The sequence below is a fragment of the Lactococcus sp. LG606 genome, from assembly GCF_017309645.1.
Lineage (GTDB): Bacteria > Bacillota > Bacilli > Lactobacillales > Streptococcaceae > Lactococcus > Lactococcus petauri.
In genome coordinates, this window is the sequence record NZ_CP071301.1 from 71,338 (window position 1) to 86,212 (window position 14,875).

The 14,875-nt window shown below is 37.7% G+C and carries 16 protein-coding genes; 13 read left to right on the plus strand and 3 right to left on the minus strand.

The window, feature by feature from the left end:
* Positions 1-67: 67 nt before the first annotated feature.
* From J0J35_RS00390 to J0J35_RS00420, 7 genes are all read left to right on the plus strand, one after another.
* A complete protein-coding gene (locus tag J0J35_RS00390; RefSeq protein WP_206917042.1) occupies positions 68-724 on the plus strand; it encodes a response regulator transcription factor in 657 nt (218 codons plus the stop codon).
* Positions 711-1,601, plus strand: coding sequence for a HAMP domain-containing sensor histidine kinase (locus J0J35_RS00395; protein WP_040086577.1), 891 nt, complete (start codon positions 711-713; stop codon positions 1,599-1,601). Before J0J35_RS00390 ends, J0J35_RS00395 begins: the two co-directional genes overlap by 14 nt.
* Positions 1,591-2,148 carry a GNAT family N-acetyltransferase gene (locus tag J0J35_RS00400; RefSeq protein WP_019292057.1) on the plus strand — a complete coding sequence of 186 codons (558 nt, stop codon included), beginning with the start codon at positions 1,591-1,593 and terminating at the stop codon, positions 2,146-2,148. Before J0J35_RS00395 ends, J0J35_RS00400 begins: the two co-directional genes overlap by 11 nt.
* Positions 2,149-2,267: 119 nt before the next feature.
* The gene (gene aroA, locus J0J35_RS00405) at positions 2,268-3,578 is read left to right on the plus strand and encodes a 3-phosphoshikimate 1-carboxyvinyltransferase (protein ID WP_206917044.1); all 1,311 of its coding nucleotides are present in this window, start codon (positions 2,268-2,270) and stop codon (positions 3,576-3,578) included.
* Positions 3,569-4,054: a shikimate kinase gene (locus J0J35_RS00410; protein WP_117517173.1), complete on the plus strand. Its 486-nt coding sequence runs from the start codon at positions 3,569-3,571 to the stop codon at positions 4,052-4,054. The genes aroA and J0J35_RS00410 overlap by 10 nt, the downstream gene beginning before the upstream one ends.
* Complete coding sequence (locus tag J0J35_RS00415) at positions 4,051-4,647, plus strand: histidine phosphatase family protein (protein ID WP_019292054.1); 597 nt, start codon at positions 4,051-4,053, stop codon at positions 4,645-4,647. Before J0J35_RS00410 ends, J0J35_RS00415 begins: the two co-directional genes overlap by 4 nt.
* Positions 4,644-7,085, plus strand: a complete 2,442-nt coding sequence (locus J0J35_RS00420) for an ATP-dependent RecD-like DNA helicase (protein ID WP_206917046.1) — start codon at positions 4,644-4,646, stop codon at positions 7,083-7,085. Before J0J35_RS00415 ends, J0J35_RS00420 begins: the two co-directional genes overlap by 4 nt.
* 46 nt (positions 7,086-7,131) lie before the next feature.
* Here J0J35_RS00420 and J0J35_RS00425 read toward each other — a convergent pair whose 3' ends face one another.
* Together J0J35_RS00425 and J0J35_RS00430 are read right to left on the minus strand one after the other, a co-directional pair.
* The gene (locus J0J35_RS00425) at positions 7,132-7,341 is read right to left on the minus strand and encodes a hypothetical protein (protein WP_019292052.1); all 210 of its coding nucleotides are present in this window, start codon (positions 7,339-7,341) and stop codon (positions 7,132-7,134) included.
* Positions 7,342-7,770: 429 nt separating this feature from the next.
* Positions 7,771-8,280: an HD domain-containing protein gene (locus tag J0J35_RS00430; protein WP_017368896.1), complete on the minus strand. Its 510-nt coding sequence runs from the start codon at positions 8,278-8,280 to the stop codon at positions 7,771-7,773.
* 150 nt (positions 8,281-8,430) lie between these two features.
* Between J0J35_RS00430 and rpsT the strand changes: the two genes are divergently transcribed.
* From rpsT to J0J35_RS00450, 4 genes are all read left to right on the plus strand, one after another.
* The gene (gene rpsT, locus J0J35_RS00435; RefSeq protein ID WP_004259004.1) at positions 8,431-8,664 is read left to right on the plus strand and encodes a 30S ribosomal protein S20; all 234 of its coding nucleotides are present in this window, start codon (positions 8,431-8,433) and stop codon (positions 8,662-8,664) included.
* A 235-nt stretch (positions 8,665-8,899) separates the two neighbouring features.
* Positions 8,900-9,559: a GyrI-like domain-containing protein gene (locus J0J35_RS00440; protein ID WP_019293092.1), complete on the plus strand. Its 660-nt coding sequence runs from the start codon at positions 8,900-8,902 to the stop codon at positions 9,557-9,559.
* Positions 9,556-10,215 carry a uracil-DNA glycosylase gene (locus tag J0J35_RS00445; protein ID WP_019292050.1) on the plus strand — a complete coding sequence of 220 codons (660 nt, stop codon included), beginning with the start codon at positions 9,556-9,558 and terminating at the stop codon, positions 10,213-10,215. The genes J0J35_RS00440 and J0J35_RS00445 overlap by 4 nt, the downstream gene beginning before the upstream one ends.
* Before the next feature lie 103 nt (positions 10,216-10,318).
* Positions 10,319-11,023, plus strand: a complete 705-nt coding sequence (locus J0J35_RS00450) for a Bax inhibitor-1/YccA family protein (protein ID WP_004258993.1) — start codon at positions 10,319-10,321, stop codon at positions 11,021-11,023.
* 56 nt (positions 11,024-11,079) lie between these two features.
* Here the strand turns inward: J0J35_RS00450 and J0J35_RS00455 are convergent, their stop codons facing one another.
* On the minus strand, positions 11,080-11,904 hold the full coding sequence (locus J0J35_RS00455; protein ID WP_019293090.1) for a Cof-type HAD-IIB family hydrolase: 825 nt from the start codon (positions 11,902-11,904) through the stop codon (positions 11,080-11,082).
* A 363-nt stretch (positions 11,905-12,267) separates the two neighbouring features.
* Between J0J35_RS00455 and J0J35_RS00460 the strand changes: the two genes are divergently transcribed.
* Both J0J35_RS00460 and J0J35_RS00465 read left to right on the plus strand, forming a co-directional pair.
* Positions 12,268-13,689 (plus strand): NCS2 family permease, encoded by a 1,422-nt coding sequence (locus J0J35_RS00460; RefSeq protein ID WP_019292048.1) that lies wholly within the window; start codon positions 12,268-12,270, stop codon positions 13,687-13,689.
* A 76-nt stretch (positions 13,690-13,765) separates the two neighbouring features.
* On the plus strand, positions 13,766-14,866 hold the full coding sequence (locus J0J35_RS00465; protein WP_206917048.1) for a YdcF family protein: 1,101 nt from the start codon (positions 13,766-13,768) through the stop codon (positions 14,864-14,866).
* Positions 14,867-14,875: the final 9 nt, after the last annotated feature.

The window sequence follows — 14,875 nt, forward strand, 5'->3', positions numbered from 1 at the left end:
GAGAAAGAAAAAATTGATAGTGAAAAAAGAACAAGTGATAACAGATCCGCAAGTTCGGGAGGAAAAAATGCCCAAAATTTTTATTGTTGAAGACGATAAAACGATTGTTAAAATGTTGACTAATGCCTTGAAAAGTGACTTTCAGGTCTATTCTGTTTTAAATTTTCGGGCAGTTAAGCAGGAAATATTGGAAGCAGATCCGGACTTAGTCTTAATGGATATTGGTTTACCCTTTTATAATGGTTTTTACTGGACAACAGAATTACGCAAAGTCTCACAAATTCCGATTATTTTTATCTCGTCGATGAGTGATGATATGAACCAAGTCACAGCCATGAATCAAGGAGCTGATGATTTTGTTACAAAACCTTTCTCCTTGGATATCTTGCAGGCCAAAATAAAGGCATTGCTTCGTCGTTCTTACAACTTTTCTGGCCCTGAGAAATTAGAATTTTCCGGCTTTATTTTATCAGACAATATGGTAAAATCAGGGGAAAGTCAGATTGATCTCACACCTTCCGAAAACAAGATCTTGAGTGTTCTTTTTAGAGCTAACGGAACTGTTGTAAGCAAAGAAGCTATTCTTCAAGAACTGTGGCAAACAGATGAATTTATCGACAGTAATACTTTAAATGTAAAAATGACACGTTTACGTAAAAAACTAGCTGAAATTGGATTTGCACATTTGGTAACGAAACGAGGTGTAGGCTATGCCTTGGAGTAAAATAAAGCGGTTTTTGCAGACAAAAATTGCACAAATCGGCGTGTTTCTGGTGATGCTCTTTATCTTTGTGAGCAACTTTTTACTCTGGCATCTTCCGATTGAATCCCTTATCAATGCAACTATTCTTGCTTTGATTGTATTTGTGATTTACTTGGTTTCCTCATATTTTCGATGGGCGAATAGAGAAGCACTCTTATGTGACTTGAAACATGAGCTTTTGGATTTGGAAGAAAACCTGCGTGCAAAAGAAAAACACATTAAAGAAACAGAAGATATTATCAAAGTTTGGTCCCATCAAATGAAAATCCCTTTGGCCGCAATCGATTTAATGGCACAAACAGAAATTAATCCAATCGAATTAAAAAACCAAACTTTCGCTTTGGATAATTACTTAAAAATGTTATTGGAATACCAACGTATAGCCAATATTTCAACAGATTTTCATTTTGAGAAATTTTCTGTCGCTGCCCTTTTGCGAGAACTGCTCAAAAAATACAGCAGTTTTTTCATCCAGAAAAATTTATCCGTCACTATTTCAGGTGACTGGGAAATTACTACAGATCGCAAATGGTTCAGCTTGGCAATAGAGCAGTTACTCAATAATGCTATAAAATATACAAATGAAGGCAGTTTAACAATTAGTATCGAAGAAAATAAAATTATTTTAAGTGATACAGGAATAGGGATTTTACCCGAAGATTTGCCACGCATATTTGAGCATGGTTTCACAGGCTATAACGGTCGCAGCTATTATAAAGCATCGGGTTTAGGCTTGTACTTAACAAAACTCATTTTGGATCGACTTGACTTTTGTATTAAGATAAGCTCAGAGCTAGGCGAAGGAACAACCGTTGAGGTGAAAAAAAATGAACAATAAACAAGTAATACTTGCACAACATCAAAATTTTGAAACAGAACGTTTAATTTTTAGAAAAGTAGAACTTGCGGACAAAGAAGACCTTTTTGAATATGCAAGTGATCCAGAAGTTGTACGTTATGTTTCATTTCCCGCACATAAAGATTTAGCTATGACCGAAGAAAGTATTGTGGAGTATTTTATACCACATCGCTTATTTTGCTGGGCAATTGTGGATAAGCAGAGCGAAAAAATGATTGGAACCATTGATTTAAGGCTCGACGGAGATCAAGCTGTATTTGGTTGGGTGCTTAATCGTAACTTTTGGGGGAGAGGGCTAATGCCAGAGGCTGCCGCTTCCCTTAGAGATTTGGCTTTTAACCAGCTTGATGTAAAAATTATTGTAGCAGAACATGATGCAGAAAATCCAAAGTCAGGACGTGTAATGGAAAAGATTGGCATGCGAAAAACGGGTCAAGTCTATACATATATGGCAAAAGAGGGACGTTCTGTCCTGTGTGACTATTGGATCTTGACGAAAGAAGAATATTTAAAAACAAAAAACTAAAAAACCACTTGCGCGTAGTGGTTTTTTTGATATAAGGTCAAGAAAAACAATACAATATTACAGCTCTTGACTTGTGCTATAATAGAAGATAAATCGTAGAGAAGAAAGTTTGAAACGCAATGAAACTCGAAATAAAGGCAAAATCACTCACAGGCAAACTTACTGTTCCTGGGGATAAATCAATTTCTCACCGCTCCATAATGTTTGGGGCGATTTCACATGGTCAAACAAGGGTAAAGCGTATTTTGCGAGCTGAAGATGTCACAGCTACAATGCAAGCTTTCCAAGACTTGGGTGTCAAAATTGAAGATAAAGAGGGGATAATCTATATTCAAGGACAGGGCTTTGAGGGCTTACAGCCAGCGGATAAGCCCTTGGATATGGGAAATTCAGGAACATCGATGCGATTAATGTCAGGGATTCTCGCTGGTTTAGACTTTGAAACAAAATTAATTGGTGATGCTTCACTCTCGCGTCGCCCAATGGATCGTATTGCTCACCCATTAAAATTAATGGGAGCAAAAATCTCTGGTCAAGGAGAAGCTTGTCTGCCACCTTTAGAAATTCAAGGGAGACAACTGCAGTCTATTAACTATCAACTGCCTGTAGCCTCTGCACAAGTAAAATCAGCTTTGATTTTTGCCGCACTACAAACAAAGAGTAATCAAATATCAGAAATTGTGGAAAAAGCGGTAACACGAAATCATACCGAAGAAATGCTTCAACAGTTTGGTGGAGAACTTACAGTATCGGGAAAGCGTATCCGAATAAGAGGTGGACAAAAGTTAGAAGGTCAAGAAATTACAGTGCCTGGAGATATTTCCTCAGCAGCTTTTTGGATTGTTGCTGCTTTAATTATTCCAGGAAGCAATATTGAACTGCAAAATGTTGGTATCAATGCCACACGAACAGGAATAATTGATGTTGTTACTGCTATGGGAGGAAAAGTTGAAATCACCAACCAAACTGCGATAGCCGCTACACTCAAAATTCGTTATAGCACATTGACTGCAACCCAGATATCGGGCGATTTGATTCCAAGGTTGATTGATGAGCTGCCGATTATTGCTCTTTTAGCTACACAAGCTGAGGGTGAAACGGTTATTGCAGATGCGGAAGAGCTTCGTGTCAAAGAAACGGATCGTATCTCAGTTGTATCGGAAATCTTAAAAGCGATGGGAGCTGATGTTACACCCACAGCGGATGGGATGAAGATTAGAGGGAAGACAAACCTTCATGCGCCTCATAAAGACATCAATACGCACGGTGATCATCGTATCGGTATGATGACAGCAATTGCGGCGCTTCTTGTACAAGAAGGAGAAGTTGTTTTAGAAGGAAGTCAAGCCATTAAAACAAGTTATCCAACTTTCTTTGACGATCTGAAAGGTTTACTTGGGACAAGCAAGGAGGAACGAGAATGGCAGTAGTGTTGATTGGGTTTATGGGCGCGGGGAAATCAACGATTGCAAGGGCTCTAAATAAGGAAAACTTTATTGACCTTGATCAAGCCATTGAACAAGAGATTGGAATGCCCATTATGCAATTTTTTCAGGAATATGGCGAAGCTAAATTTCGACAAATTGAAAGAGAAACACTTGAGGCAGCGGTGCTCTCAGGATTTAATGTTGCCACAGGTGGCGGCATTGTTCAACTTGTAGAAAATCGGGACTGTCTGAAAAAGCTGAAAAATGTCGTTTATCTCAAGGCAGATTTTGAAACGCTCTATGAACGTATTCTTACTGATCAAAAGAATAAAAGACCGTTGGCTACACAACCCGTACAAGACGTAGAACAATTGTTTATGCAGCGTGAAAAATTCTACGAAGAAGTAGCGGATATTATTATTGAAACCAAGGACAAAAAACCAGAAGAAATAATTAAAGAAATTCAGGAATTAAAATGAAAATCTATTTTGTAAGACACGGTAAAACGCAATGGAACCTCGAAAAAAGGCTCCAAGGTCAAAAAGGGGACTCGCCTCTTTTGCCGGAATCCTATAAGGCGATAGCCCGAGTAAATGAAAGACTGGGACAAATTGTCCAATTTGATAAAGTGATTTCTAGCCCGCAGCCACGTGCTGTGACAACCGCAAAATTGTTAACTGCTTTGCCAGTAAATACAGATATTCGCCTTTCCGAATGGAATTTTGGTCAGCTGGAAGGCCAGTTGGTCGCAAATGCACTCTTGAAGTATCCAGATGAAATGTTTGCTTCTCGGAATGAATTGCAAAATTTTGATGGGCGCCATTTTGGAGCGGAAACAGTAGCTAATGTTTTAGCACGTTTTGATAGTTTAGCAAATGACCTCAAAAAGCAAGAGGCTGAAAATATATTATTGGTCGGTCATGGTGCTTCAGGGACAGCGGGAATGCGACATTTAGCGGGCTTTCCGCTACAAGAGTTACGTACAGCTGGTGGCTTAGCCAATAATAGTGTAACTGTTTTAGAAACGAAAGGTCAACGTTTTGAGCTGTTGCACTGGAATAAAGTGTTATGACAGAAAAAATATATTTTACCGGAACAATTGAAGCGATTTTCTTTAGTAATCCTAGTAATTTTTATAAAGTACTTTTAGTAGAAGTGGATGATACCAATAGCGATTATGAAGATTACGAAATTGTTGTAACCGGAACAATTGGGGAGTTGATCGAAGGGGACAGTTATACCTTCTATGGTAAACTTACGACACATCCAAAATATGGGGAGCAGCTTCAAGTTGAAACTTATGAAAAAGCTGTACCGACCAGTGCTGCAGGACTAATTAAATACTTTTCTTCTGATAAATTTCCTGGGATTGGTAAAAAGACGGCAGAAAGAATCGTGGCTCTTTTTCCTGATGATACAGTTGACAGTATCTTAAGTAAGCCGGAAGAATTAGACGATATCCTTCCTTTAGTAAAGAAAAATTCCTTTATTAAAAGACTTCGTGACAATCATGGTGTGGAAAAGATTTTATCAAAGCTTGCAGAATATGGTATCCCCAGTAAGCTCCAATTTCAAATTCATGAGCTTTACAAAGATCAAACCTTGGATATTATCGCCAAGAATCCTTACCAGTTGGTTGAAGATATCAAAGGAATTGGCTTTAAAACAGCGGACCAAATTGCTCAAGAATTGGGAATTGCAGCAGATAGTAGTGACCGCTTTAGAGCGGGATTGATGCATGTGGTTAAAACACACCCTTTAATTACGGGCGATACTTATATTGAAGCGCGTGATCTTTTGCAACAAACGATCCAAGTTTTGGAAGAAGCACGCCAGATAGAAGTTAGCCCAGAGACTGTGGCTGAAGAAATCAACCATCTGCTTGAAGACGGTAAAATGCAACAAGAAGAAACTAAAATATTTGAAAATTCCCTTTATTTTGCTGAGCAAGGCATTAGTGAATACCTCAAAAAACTTATTGGACGTAGTACTCAGACCTTCTCAGATGAAAAAATCTTGAAAAATATTGAGCAAGTGGAAACTAAGCTCGGTATTCGCTACGATAAACTGCAGAAAGAAGCCATTTTTCAAGCTTTAAATAGTCAGTTCTTCATTTTAACCGGTGGACCAGGAACAGGTAAAACAACGATTATCAATGGTTTTATCGAAACTTATGCACAGCTTCATGACATTGATTTAGATCCTGGGCATTATCATGATGATGTTTTCCCTATTCTCCTGGCAGCACCAACAGGAAGAGCGAGTCGCCGAATGAATGAACTTACTGGCTTACCAGCAGCAACGCTTCATCGCCATTTAGGTTTAAACACTGATGAAGCAATGGGTATGGAAAGTAATGATCTTGCGGGTTCACTTTTAATTGTAGATGAATTTTCAATGGTAGATACCTGGTTAGCAAATAAACTTTTACAAGCCATTCCTCCTTCCATGAAAGTACTCTTTGTAGGCGATGCAGATCAGCTGCCGTCAGTTGGTCCTGGGCAAGTCTTTGCAGACTTGCTGAAGCTTCCAGAGATTCCTTCAGTTCGCTTGGATAAAATCTTCCGTCAAGGAGCTGAATCGACGATTATTGACCTTGCTCATGAGATTAAGGAAGGCCGTTTGCCACAAGATTTTACTAGCCGTCATCCCGATCGTTCTTATTTTGAAGCTGGAACAGGACAAGTTGCTCATCTTGTGAAACAAGTGGCGACTGCGTGGAAAAAAAGAGGAAATAATCCTTTTGAATTGCAGATTTTAGCACCGATGTATAAAGGTGTAGCTGGTATAAACACCTTAAATGGTTTGTTGCAAGAATTGTTTAACCCTCTTGATGAGCGACAAGAGTTTAATTATCAGGATATTCATTTTCGAGAGGATGATAAAGTTCTCCATTTAGTCAATGATGCAGAAAACAATGTTTTTAATGGAGATTTAGGGAGGATTGTTGAGCTTATTCCAGCAAAACATACAGAAAGCAAGCAAGACGAAATCGTGATGGATTTTGATGGTCAGGAAGTGAGCTATCCTCGCGCAGAGTGGTATAAAATTACCTTAGCTTACGCAATGTCTATTCATAAGTCGCAAGGGAGTGAGTTTTCAACAGTTGTTGTTCCAATGGTTTCGTCCTATTCAAGGATGCTGGAACGTAATCTCTTGTATACAGCAATTACGCGAGCCAAACAAAGTCTAATTCTTATTGGAGAACAAAAAGCCTTTGCCCAAGCTGTTCAAAAAGAAAGTGCCAATCGAAAAACTTTCTTAAAGGAGCGATTTACTGGCAAAGCAGAGCCTGTAGAAGAAATAAAGCAAACTTTGGATGATGACAAGAGTGAAACAACTGTGAAAGTTAGTCAATCTCAAACAGAGGAAATTTCGCTTTTTCCTGAAGAAAATTTTACTTCTGCATCATATTCGACTGAACCTTTTTTAACAGCGGATTTGGTTAATTCTGGTGATTTTGATCCATTGATTGGGCTTACGGAAGCTGATTTTGCAATTTTTAAATAAAAAAAGACGGTTTAAAACCAGTCTTTTTTTATTTGTATTTTTGGCCTCAAAAAGTTAAATCATCAAAATCAGTGAGTTCATCTTGGAGCTTTTGTGTTAGTACTGTATAAGCTACAGCATATTTTTTAGGGTAAGCATCGCTGACGGATAGTTCATTTGCTTTTTCTAAAGCAGAGAACAAACCTTCAGTCATATTGACATTATTTAGTATGCACAAGGCCAAATCATGCACGCGTTGTTCTTTTGAAAGACTCATAATATTAAGCCCCTTTCCATAAAGTTGAGTAAAAAATTACGAACGATAAGCTTATCAATATTATAACATGGTAGCGGTTAAGAAAAGTTAAAATTGCTCTGATTTTTAAGGATTTAATAGCTTTCCCTTGTGATATTGAAGTCATTAATTTTTGAACAAGGAAAAAAATAGTACAAAGTGGTACATTCATCATTTTTTTTACTTCTGAAAATTTTAGAAAGTATAAATATGAAGTAGAATTTATACCTTCTTTTAGTCTACAATGATAAAATAACATTATAAATTTTATATAGTACGCTTTATAATTTCACATTTCTGCCAACTTGGGGTTAAAAAGCTGTTAGAACTCTTGTACATCTAAAAAACTAAAAAAAGAAGCATCTAACCATTGGTTAGATGTTTCTCATGAACTATTGTTATGCTAATAGTTCAAATTGGAAGGTGACGTTTAAAGTATTTGCGCGTTTTCCATTTGAAACGTGCAGTTTCTACGCCTTCAGTCATTGCGACATAATCGTCTGCTAAGGTAACAACCCAGCTTTCTTTATAACGTGGCGGTGCTATTGTAGCTCCCCACATATGTTTGACGATGCAGTCGTACTCAAGATCAGAAAGGGTAGTAATTTTTGCTGCATTACGGGCAGCGATACGAGGATGAACATAGGCATGACTTTTGTTAAATTTAGTGTCGCGCCAATCGTAGTAGAAAAGGTCATGTAAGAGACCTGCACGGGCAGCAGATTTTGCATTCCAGCCCATCTTTTTACAAACTAAATAGCTCACGTAACTTACCTTGATTGAATGAATCAAACGTGTTGAAGTATAGTGATGTGTGATTTCATCAAGCTGTTTCAGTTCCGGCATTTCAAGAAAGTGACCAACATAACTCATAAACTCGGCATCTGTCAACCATGGATTTTCATCTAATTTCATATTCATATTATAGCACCATTCTCTAAAATGTAAATAGCGATATGCAATTTGACACAAGAAAAAAGAAAAATATTTCAATTTTCTTTTGACAAACAGTTGCTAAAAAGCTAAAAATCCTGTATAATTTATAGGTATTACAAAAATTTGGAGGAAATAATGGCTAATATCAAATCTGCAATCAAACGCGCTGAATTGAACGTTGTTGCTAACGAACGCAACTCACAACAAAAATCTGCAATGCGTACTGCAATCAAAAAATTTGAAACTGCACCAAGCGAAGACACATTCAAAGCTGCAAGCTCTGCAATCGACAAAGCTGCATCAAAAGGTCTTATCCACGCTAACAAAGCTTCACGTGACAAATCACGTTTGGCAGCTAAATTGGGCTAATTCTTAATTGCAAAAAAATATTCCTGTCTGCTGATAGGATTTTTTTTTACTCTAAAAATGGGAGAACTTTGGATGAAGCTGACGATAGAAATAAAACATGTAAGATAAATGTTATAATAATGTTATTAACAACGTTGAATTTATAGGTGGCATGGGCAGGGAGTCGCCAGCGACAAAGAAAGGAGAGGAAAGTAGAAAAAAGAAATAATTTTCTGCTTATTTCCGATACCAAACAATGACAGATTCTATAAAAGTAGATTTTAAAAAGACTGAAAAAGAGTTTTATTTTCCTAAAAAAATTGAAGTAATTACTGTACCTGAGATGTCTTATTTGACTGTTTCTGGTCAAGGTGCACCAGCTGGTACAGCTTTCCAAGAAGCGATTGCTTCACTTTATCCTATAGCATATGCTATTTCAATGTCCTACAAAAGAGAAGATGTGGTGATTCCACAGTTTTACCGTTTTGTTGTGCCGCCCTTGGAGGGTTTGTGGACAAGCCGGACGGCTCCAAAGGCTAATGAGCCTCTACGTAAAGAAGAACTGATTTGGAAAGTTATGATTCGGATGCCAGAATTTGTAACTGAAGAAATTGTTGAGTGGGCGAAAAAAGACACAGCTTCAAAGAAAAAACAAGATTTTTCTCAAGTAAAATATGAAAAGATTACAGACGGACTTTGTATTCAAGCCATGCATAAGGGGAGTTTTGACGATGAAGCTGAAACTTTTACTTTGATGGAGGAATTTGCCGCTGCAGAGGGCTATGAACTTATCCACAAAGAATTCCATCATCGTGAGATTTATCTTAGCGATTTCCGGAAAACTGCCCCAGAAAAGTTAAAAACCGTATTGCGCCAATATGCACAAATTAAAACGAAGGAGAAGGAAGGACAATGAAAAAAACGGATTGGAGTGAACCTTTAAGAGAACGATTGCCTCAGGAATACTTTTCAACCCTTGTTGATTTTATCAATGACGTTTATTCACAAGGTAATGTTTACCCGCCTGAGGATAAGATATTTCGAGCGATTGAATTGACTGCTTTAGCTGATGTCAAAGTTGTACTAGTTGGACAGGATCCTTATCCACAGCCGGGTAAAGCTCAGGGACTAAGTTTTTCCTATCCAGCTTCCTTCGTGGTGAATCGACCAGACTCTATTGTCAATATTCGGAAAGAACTTAAAAGCGAGGGCTTTGATAAAGAGGATTCAGATTTAACACATTGGGCTGAGCAAGGGGTTTTATTGCTCAATGCTGTACTTACCGTCCCTGAGATGAAGTCTAATGCTCATAAAGGAAAAATTTGGGAACCTTTGACAGATGAGATAATAAAAATTGCTTCGGATGATGATCGTCCAAAAGTCTTTCTCTTATGGGGTGGTGATGCACGTAAGAAAGCGAAGCTGATTGATTCTTCTAAGCATTTAATACTTGAATCTGCACATCCTTCACCTCTTTCTGCTTCTCGTGGCTTCTTTGGCTCACAGCCATTTTCGAAAGCTAATACCTTTTTAGAAAAAACAGGACAAAAAGGGATAGATTGGTCAAAATAAGAAAATTATGAAGAAAGAACGCCAAACTAGGACTCAAGTCTGATGACAGCCTTGTAAATTTTTGGTAAAATAGTCTTAAAGGTATATTAGAAAAGGAGATACTATGGAAAATCCATTTATAAATAATAATAGAAGTCAAGTATCGCTGAATCAATTTTTTGCTCGCATTTATGGGATTGTCGGAATTGGAGTTGCTGTTTCAGCACTCACATCTTTTTTAACAATAAATATTTTCTGGGATGCAGCTCAGAACTTGGTGAATCGTGCCGGTTTTGCAATGCTTATCATTTGGTTCTTACCACTGATTCTCATCTTCCCAATGCAAAATGCAGCCATGAAAAATAAACCCACGGCTTTGCCTATGTTTATTGGTTTCTCAGTCTTGATGGGCTTCATGATGAGCTTCACAATTGCAGCTTATACAGCTTCTGATGTCACTTTAGCCTTTGTATCAACTGCTGGAATGTTCTTTGGTCTTTCAGTCTATGGACGTACAACTAAACGTGATTTGTCAGGTATGGGGCGTGCCATGATGGGTATGCTGATTGGTTTAATCATCGCAGGGGTTATTAACATCTTCTTAAGAAGTCCAATGGTTGTCTTTGTATCTTCAATCATCAGTGTCCTCGTTTTCAGTGGGCTGATTGCTTGGGACAATCAAAAGATTGAGCATGTTTACCGCCAAAATAACGGTAATGTAAGTAACGGCTGGGCGATTAGCATGGCGTTATCACTCTATCTTGACTTTATCAACCTTTTCCTCTCACTCTTGAGAATCTTTGGATTTATGGGAAACAGTCGTGATTAATAAAAAACTTCATCAATTGATGAAGTTTTTTTATTTTTTGGGGGTTAGATAAGCAACTACTTCAAAAAGAGTTCTTCTAATTTATGGGCAACCCCGTCCTCATCATTTGTCCACGGAAGAATTTCAGTGGCATGTGGTGTGAGGCGAGTGGAGGCATTTTTCATAGCATAGGCTTCCTCAGCAAATTTAAACATTTCGATGTCGTTATGCTCGTCACCAAATGCTATAAGGTTTTCTTTTGGAATTTCGAGAACACGGAGAAGATGCTTGAGACCAGAAGCTTTGCTGACACCTTTGGGGACAATTTCTAAAACGCCATTAGGACCGCCCCAGCCACTTACACTGATTTTTCCGTTATAATGATCTTGGATTTGCTTGGCCAGACGAAATTTATCTTTTACTCGTGTAGAAAGGAGTACTGCATGCGGATTGTCATCGAGACGATCTGCGCGCAAACGATTGTAGGGATGGAACTGTTCGACACCAAAAAGTTTAGGGGTTACGTTCCTGAAGTTATTAAGGAAAAATTTACGGCGATATTCAACCGCAAAAAATTCTAAATCAAAGTTTTGTTGATGGCGTAAAAAGTCAAAGACGAATGAACGATCAATATAATGACCTTTGGTGTACTCCCAATTACGATTGTCTGGCTTGGAAATCAAAGCACCATTGAAGTTGATCATCGGACTTTTAAGTTCGAGTTCGCGATAAATATCAACAGCCATACGGAAAGGACGACCCGTGGAGATGCAGATGATGTGGCCTTGCTCCTCAATACGTTTAAAAATATATTTTGTATAGCGACTGATTGTACGCCCGTCGCTATGAAGCGTTGTGCCGTCAAGATCAATGGCAATCAATTTTCTATCTTTGTTTTCCATACTTAATCCTTTAAAATATTTCTTATTTTTTATTATACCAGAAAAGCAGTAAAGCTGCTTTTGGTCTAGGTTACTTTTTAAAAAATAAGATGTGGAGTGTTCATTATTAAGTAATCTACAAGACACTATGAAAAATAAAATTTATGTTTTTGACAACAATTATTAAAATGGACGAACTTTTATAAATATTTATAAGTCTTTAGTTCGGTATTTACGAACATATACGGACTTATTTTTTTAAATGACTCGAAATTCCTTGTTTCAAACTTAAAATTTATTTATACTGAACATGTATCATTTTATGACGTGTGTCACGAAAAACGAATGTGGCATGCAACTTTTTATTAAAAGGAGAATTTATTCGTGAACAAGTTCTTTAAACTTGAAGAAAACGGCACTACTGTGGGCCGTGAAATTATGGCAGGTATTACTACCTTCTTTGCTATGAGCTACATTTTGTTTGTCAATCCTGATGTTTTAGGATCAACAGGGATGCCCGTTCAGGCAGTTTTCTTAGCTACTATCTTAGCTTCAATTGTGGGTTCGGTAGCTATTGGTTTAATAGCCAATGTTCCTTATGCCCTTGCACCAGGTATGGGAATTAACGCCTTCTTTGCTTATACTGTTGTTCTTTCATTAGGCTACACTTGGCAAGAAGCTTTAGCAATGGTCTTCATTTGTGGTATTGTCAATATTATTATTACATTTACTTCAATTCGTAAAGCAATTGTTTTAGGAATTCCTGAGAGCTTACAACACGCTATTGGTGGTGGTATCGGTATTTTCATCGCTTATATCGGTATTAAAAACGCTGGTATTCTTGAATTTATTGCATCACCAGGTACTTATACGGATAACCACGGCACTATCACTGCAGATTCAACAATTGTACCTGGCTTAGTTAAATTTGACGATCCTGGCGTTCTTGTTGCTTTAGTTGGTATTTTAGTAACAATGTTCTTTGTTCTCCGTAAATGGAAAGCAGGGATTCTCTTGTCAATCGCAGTAACGACTGTACTTGCACTTTTAACAGGTGTTACAAAAGTTGATATGTCTACACTTTTTGCAGACAACAATCTCGGGACAGCAATCAACGAGATGGGAACAACTTTTGGTGCTGCTTTCGGTCCTAAAGGTTTTGGTAGTTTATTTTCTGATTCATCTCGAATTATTGAAGTTTTGATGACAATTTTGGCCTTCTCGTTAACCTCAATCTTTGATCCGATTGGTACGTTCATTGGTACAGGTCGTAGCACAGGAATCTTTACAGATCAAGATTTTGTGGATATGGCAAATAGCAAAGGTTTCTCATCTAAAATGGACAAAGCACTCTTTGCTGACATGATTGCTACACCAATCGGTGCGATTTTCGGAACTTCAAATACAACTGTTTATGTAGAATCAGCAGCTGGTATTGGAGCAGGCGGACGTACAGGCTTGACTTCGATTGTCGTTGCTGTGATGTTTGCGATCTCAAGTCTTTTCTTACCATTACTTGCCATTGTTCCAACGCAAGCAACGGCTCCAATTTTGATTATTGTAGGTATGATGATGTTGTCATCATTCAAGGAAATCAACTGGTCTGAATTGAGTGAAGCTATTCCAGCCTTCTTTGCTTCAGTATTTATGGGTCTTGGCTACTCCATCTCATATGGTATTGCTGCTGGCTTTATCACTTATATCTTCTCAAAACTCTTTACAGGTAAGATTAAAGAAGTAAAACCAATTATTTGGGTTGTCGCAATTGCATTTGCCTTAAATTTTGCAGTACTTGCTATTCTCTAAAAATAACTCTATAATTTGTACACTATCATGAGAGAAATCCGCTTTTATCAGCGGATTTTTATGTTAAAATAAAGACATGGAGACACCACTTATTATTGCATTTTCGGTGATTAGTTTTTTAGCTTTAATCCCGACCGTCATTTTTTACACAAAGTCGCATCGTTTGAAGGATATGAGAACTTTACGTTTAGGACGACTTACTATTGGTTTTTTAGCCAGTCTTTTTGTACTGTTTAACGGTATTATGGGGATTCTTTTTTCGGCTAATTATAATTTACATTCCAATATCATTTTAGCCATAATTATTATTGAGCTTGCCCTCTTTTTGATTCCTACTTTTATGATTAGTTTTGTCGTACCTGTGGGGATTGTGGTTTTAACGATTAAAATGTGGCGGCGTGAATCACATAGTTTAGCGAATTTGATTTTGCCGGCCATTATGTTTGTCTTTTTTCTAGTCGATTGGCTCTATATTCGAGTTTCTACTTTATCTGAAGGTTGGCTTTGGCTACAGCTCTTGAGCTACGTTTATCCTGTGTTGGCCTTTTATCTTGTCTGGCAATTCACGGTTTTCTTTTTTGCTAGCTGGACATATGGACGTCGTTTCCGTAAAAAGTCTTCAAAATATCACGTGGTTCTAGGCTCTGGACTGATTAATGGCCAGTTTGTTAGCCCCCTTTTAGCTAACCGTATCCGTGCAGGAATAAAGGCTGCAAATGATAAAACTATAATGGTTTTCTCTGGGGGACAAGGTAGTGATGAACAACTTGCGGAAGCACTAGCGATGCAAAAATACGCTGTCGAAGAACTGGGCTTTCCCAAAGAACGAACCTTGGTTGAAGATCAATCAAAAACAACTTTTGAAAATTTAAAATTTTCATCTCAGTTGATTGAAAAAATTGAACAGAAAGCCGATGAAGAATTTCTCTTTTTCTCTTCGGACTATCACGTTTTCCGAGCGGCTCTCTTTGCTGCTCAACAAGGATTAAATGCGCAAGGAGGGATTGGAGGAAAAACACCTTTGTACTTCCGTCTTCCAGCATTTATTCGTGAGTTTATCGCAGTGATGAACAGTCAAAGACGTAAACATATTTTTTGGGTTGGCTTAATCACAGGTGTATTCATAGCATTTGCTCTTTTTATTCTTTTTATGGATCACTTTGTACTTAACCGTTAAGATATAAAG

Coding starts and splice junctions, on each gene's coding strand:
- J0J35_RS00425 (WP_019292052.1), bottom strand. CDS start 7,341: ATGAGTCTTTCAAAAGAACAACGCGTGCATGATTTGGCCTTGTGCATA.
- J0J35_RS00410 (WP_117517173.1), top strand. CDS start 3,569: ATGGCAGTAGTGTTGATTGGGTTTATGGGCGCGGGGAAATCAACGATT.
- aroA (WP_206917044.1), top strand. CDS start 2,268: ATGAAACTCGAAATAAAGGCAAAATCACTCACAGGCAAACTTACTGTT.
- J0J35_RS00455 (WP_019293090.1), bottom strand. CDS start 11,904: ATGGAAAACAAAGATAGAAAATTGATTGCCATTGATCTTGACGGCACA.
- J0J35_RS00395 (WP_040086577.1), top strand. CDS start 711: ATGCCTTGGAGTAAAATAAAGCGGTTTTTGCAGACAAAAATTGCACAA.
- J0J35_RS00420 (WP_206917046.1), top strand. CDS start 4,644: ATGACAGAAAAAATATATTTTACCGGAACAATTGAAGCGATTTTCTTT.
- J0J35_RS00415 (WP_019292054.1), top strand. CDS start 4,051: ATGAAAATCTATTTTGTAAGACACGGTAAAACGCAATGGAACCTCGAA.
- J0J35_RS00390 (WP_206917042.1), top strand. CDS start 68: ATGCCCAAAATTTTTATTGTTGAAGACGATAAAACGATTGTTAAAATG.
- J0J35_RS00445 (WP_019292050.1), top strand. CDS start 9,556: ATGAAAAAAACGGATTGGAGTGAACCTTTAAGAGAACGATTGCCTCAG.
- J0J35_RS00465 (WP_206917048.1), top strand. CDS start 13,766: ATGGAGACACCACTTATTATTGCATTTTCGGTGATTAGTTTTTTAGCT.
- J0J35_RS00430 (WP_017368896.1), bottom strand. CDS start 8,280: ATGAATATGAAATTAGATGAAAATCCATGGTTGACAGATGCCGAGTTT.
- J0J35_RS00440 (WP_019293092.1), top strand. CDS start 8,900: ATGACAGATTCTATAAAAGTAGATTTTAAAAAGACTGAAAAAGAGTTT.
- J0J35_RS00400 (WP_019292057.1), top strand. CDS start 1,591: ATGAACAATAAACAAGTAATACTTGCACAACATCAAAATTTTGAAACA.
- J0J35_RS00450 (WP_004258993.1), top strand. CDS start 10,319: ATGGAAAATCCATTTATAAATAATAATAGAAGTCAAGTATCGCTGAAT.
- rpsT (WP_004259004.1), top strand. CDS start 8,431: ATGGCTAATATCAAATCTGCAATCAAACGCGCTGAATTGAACGTTGTT.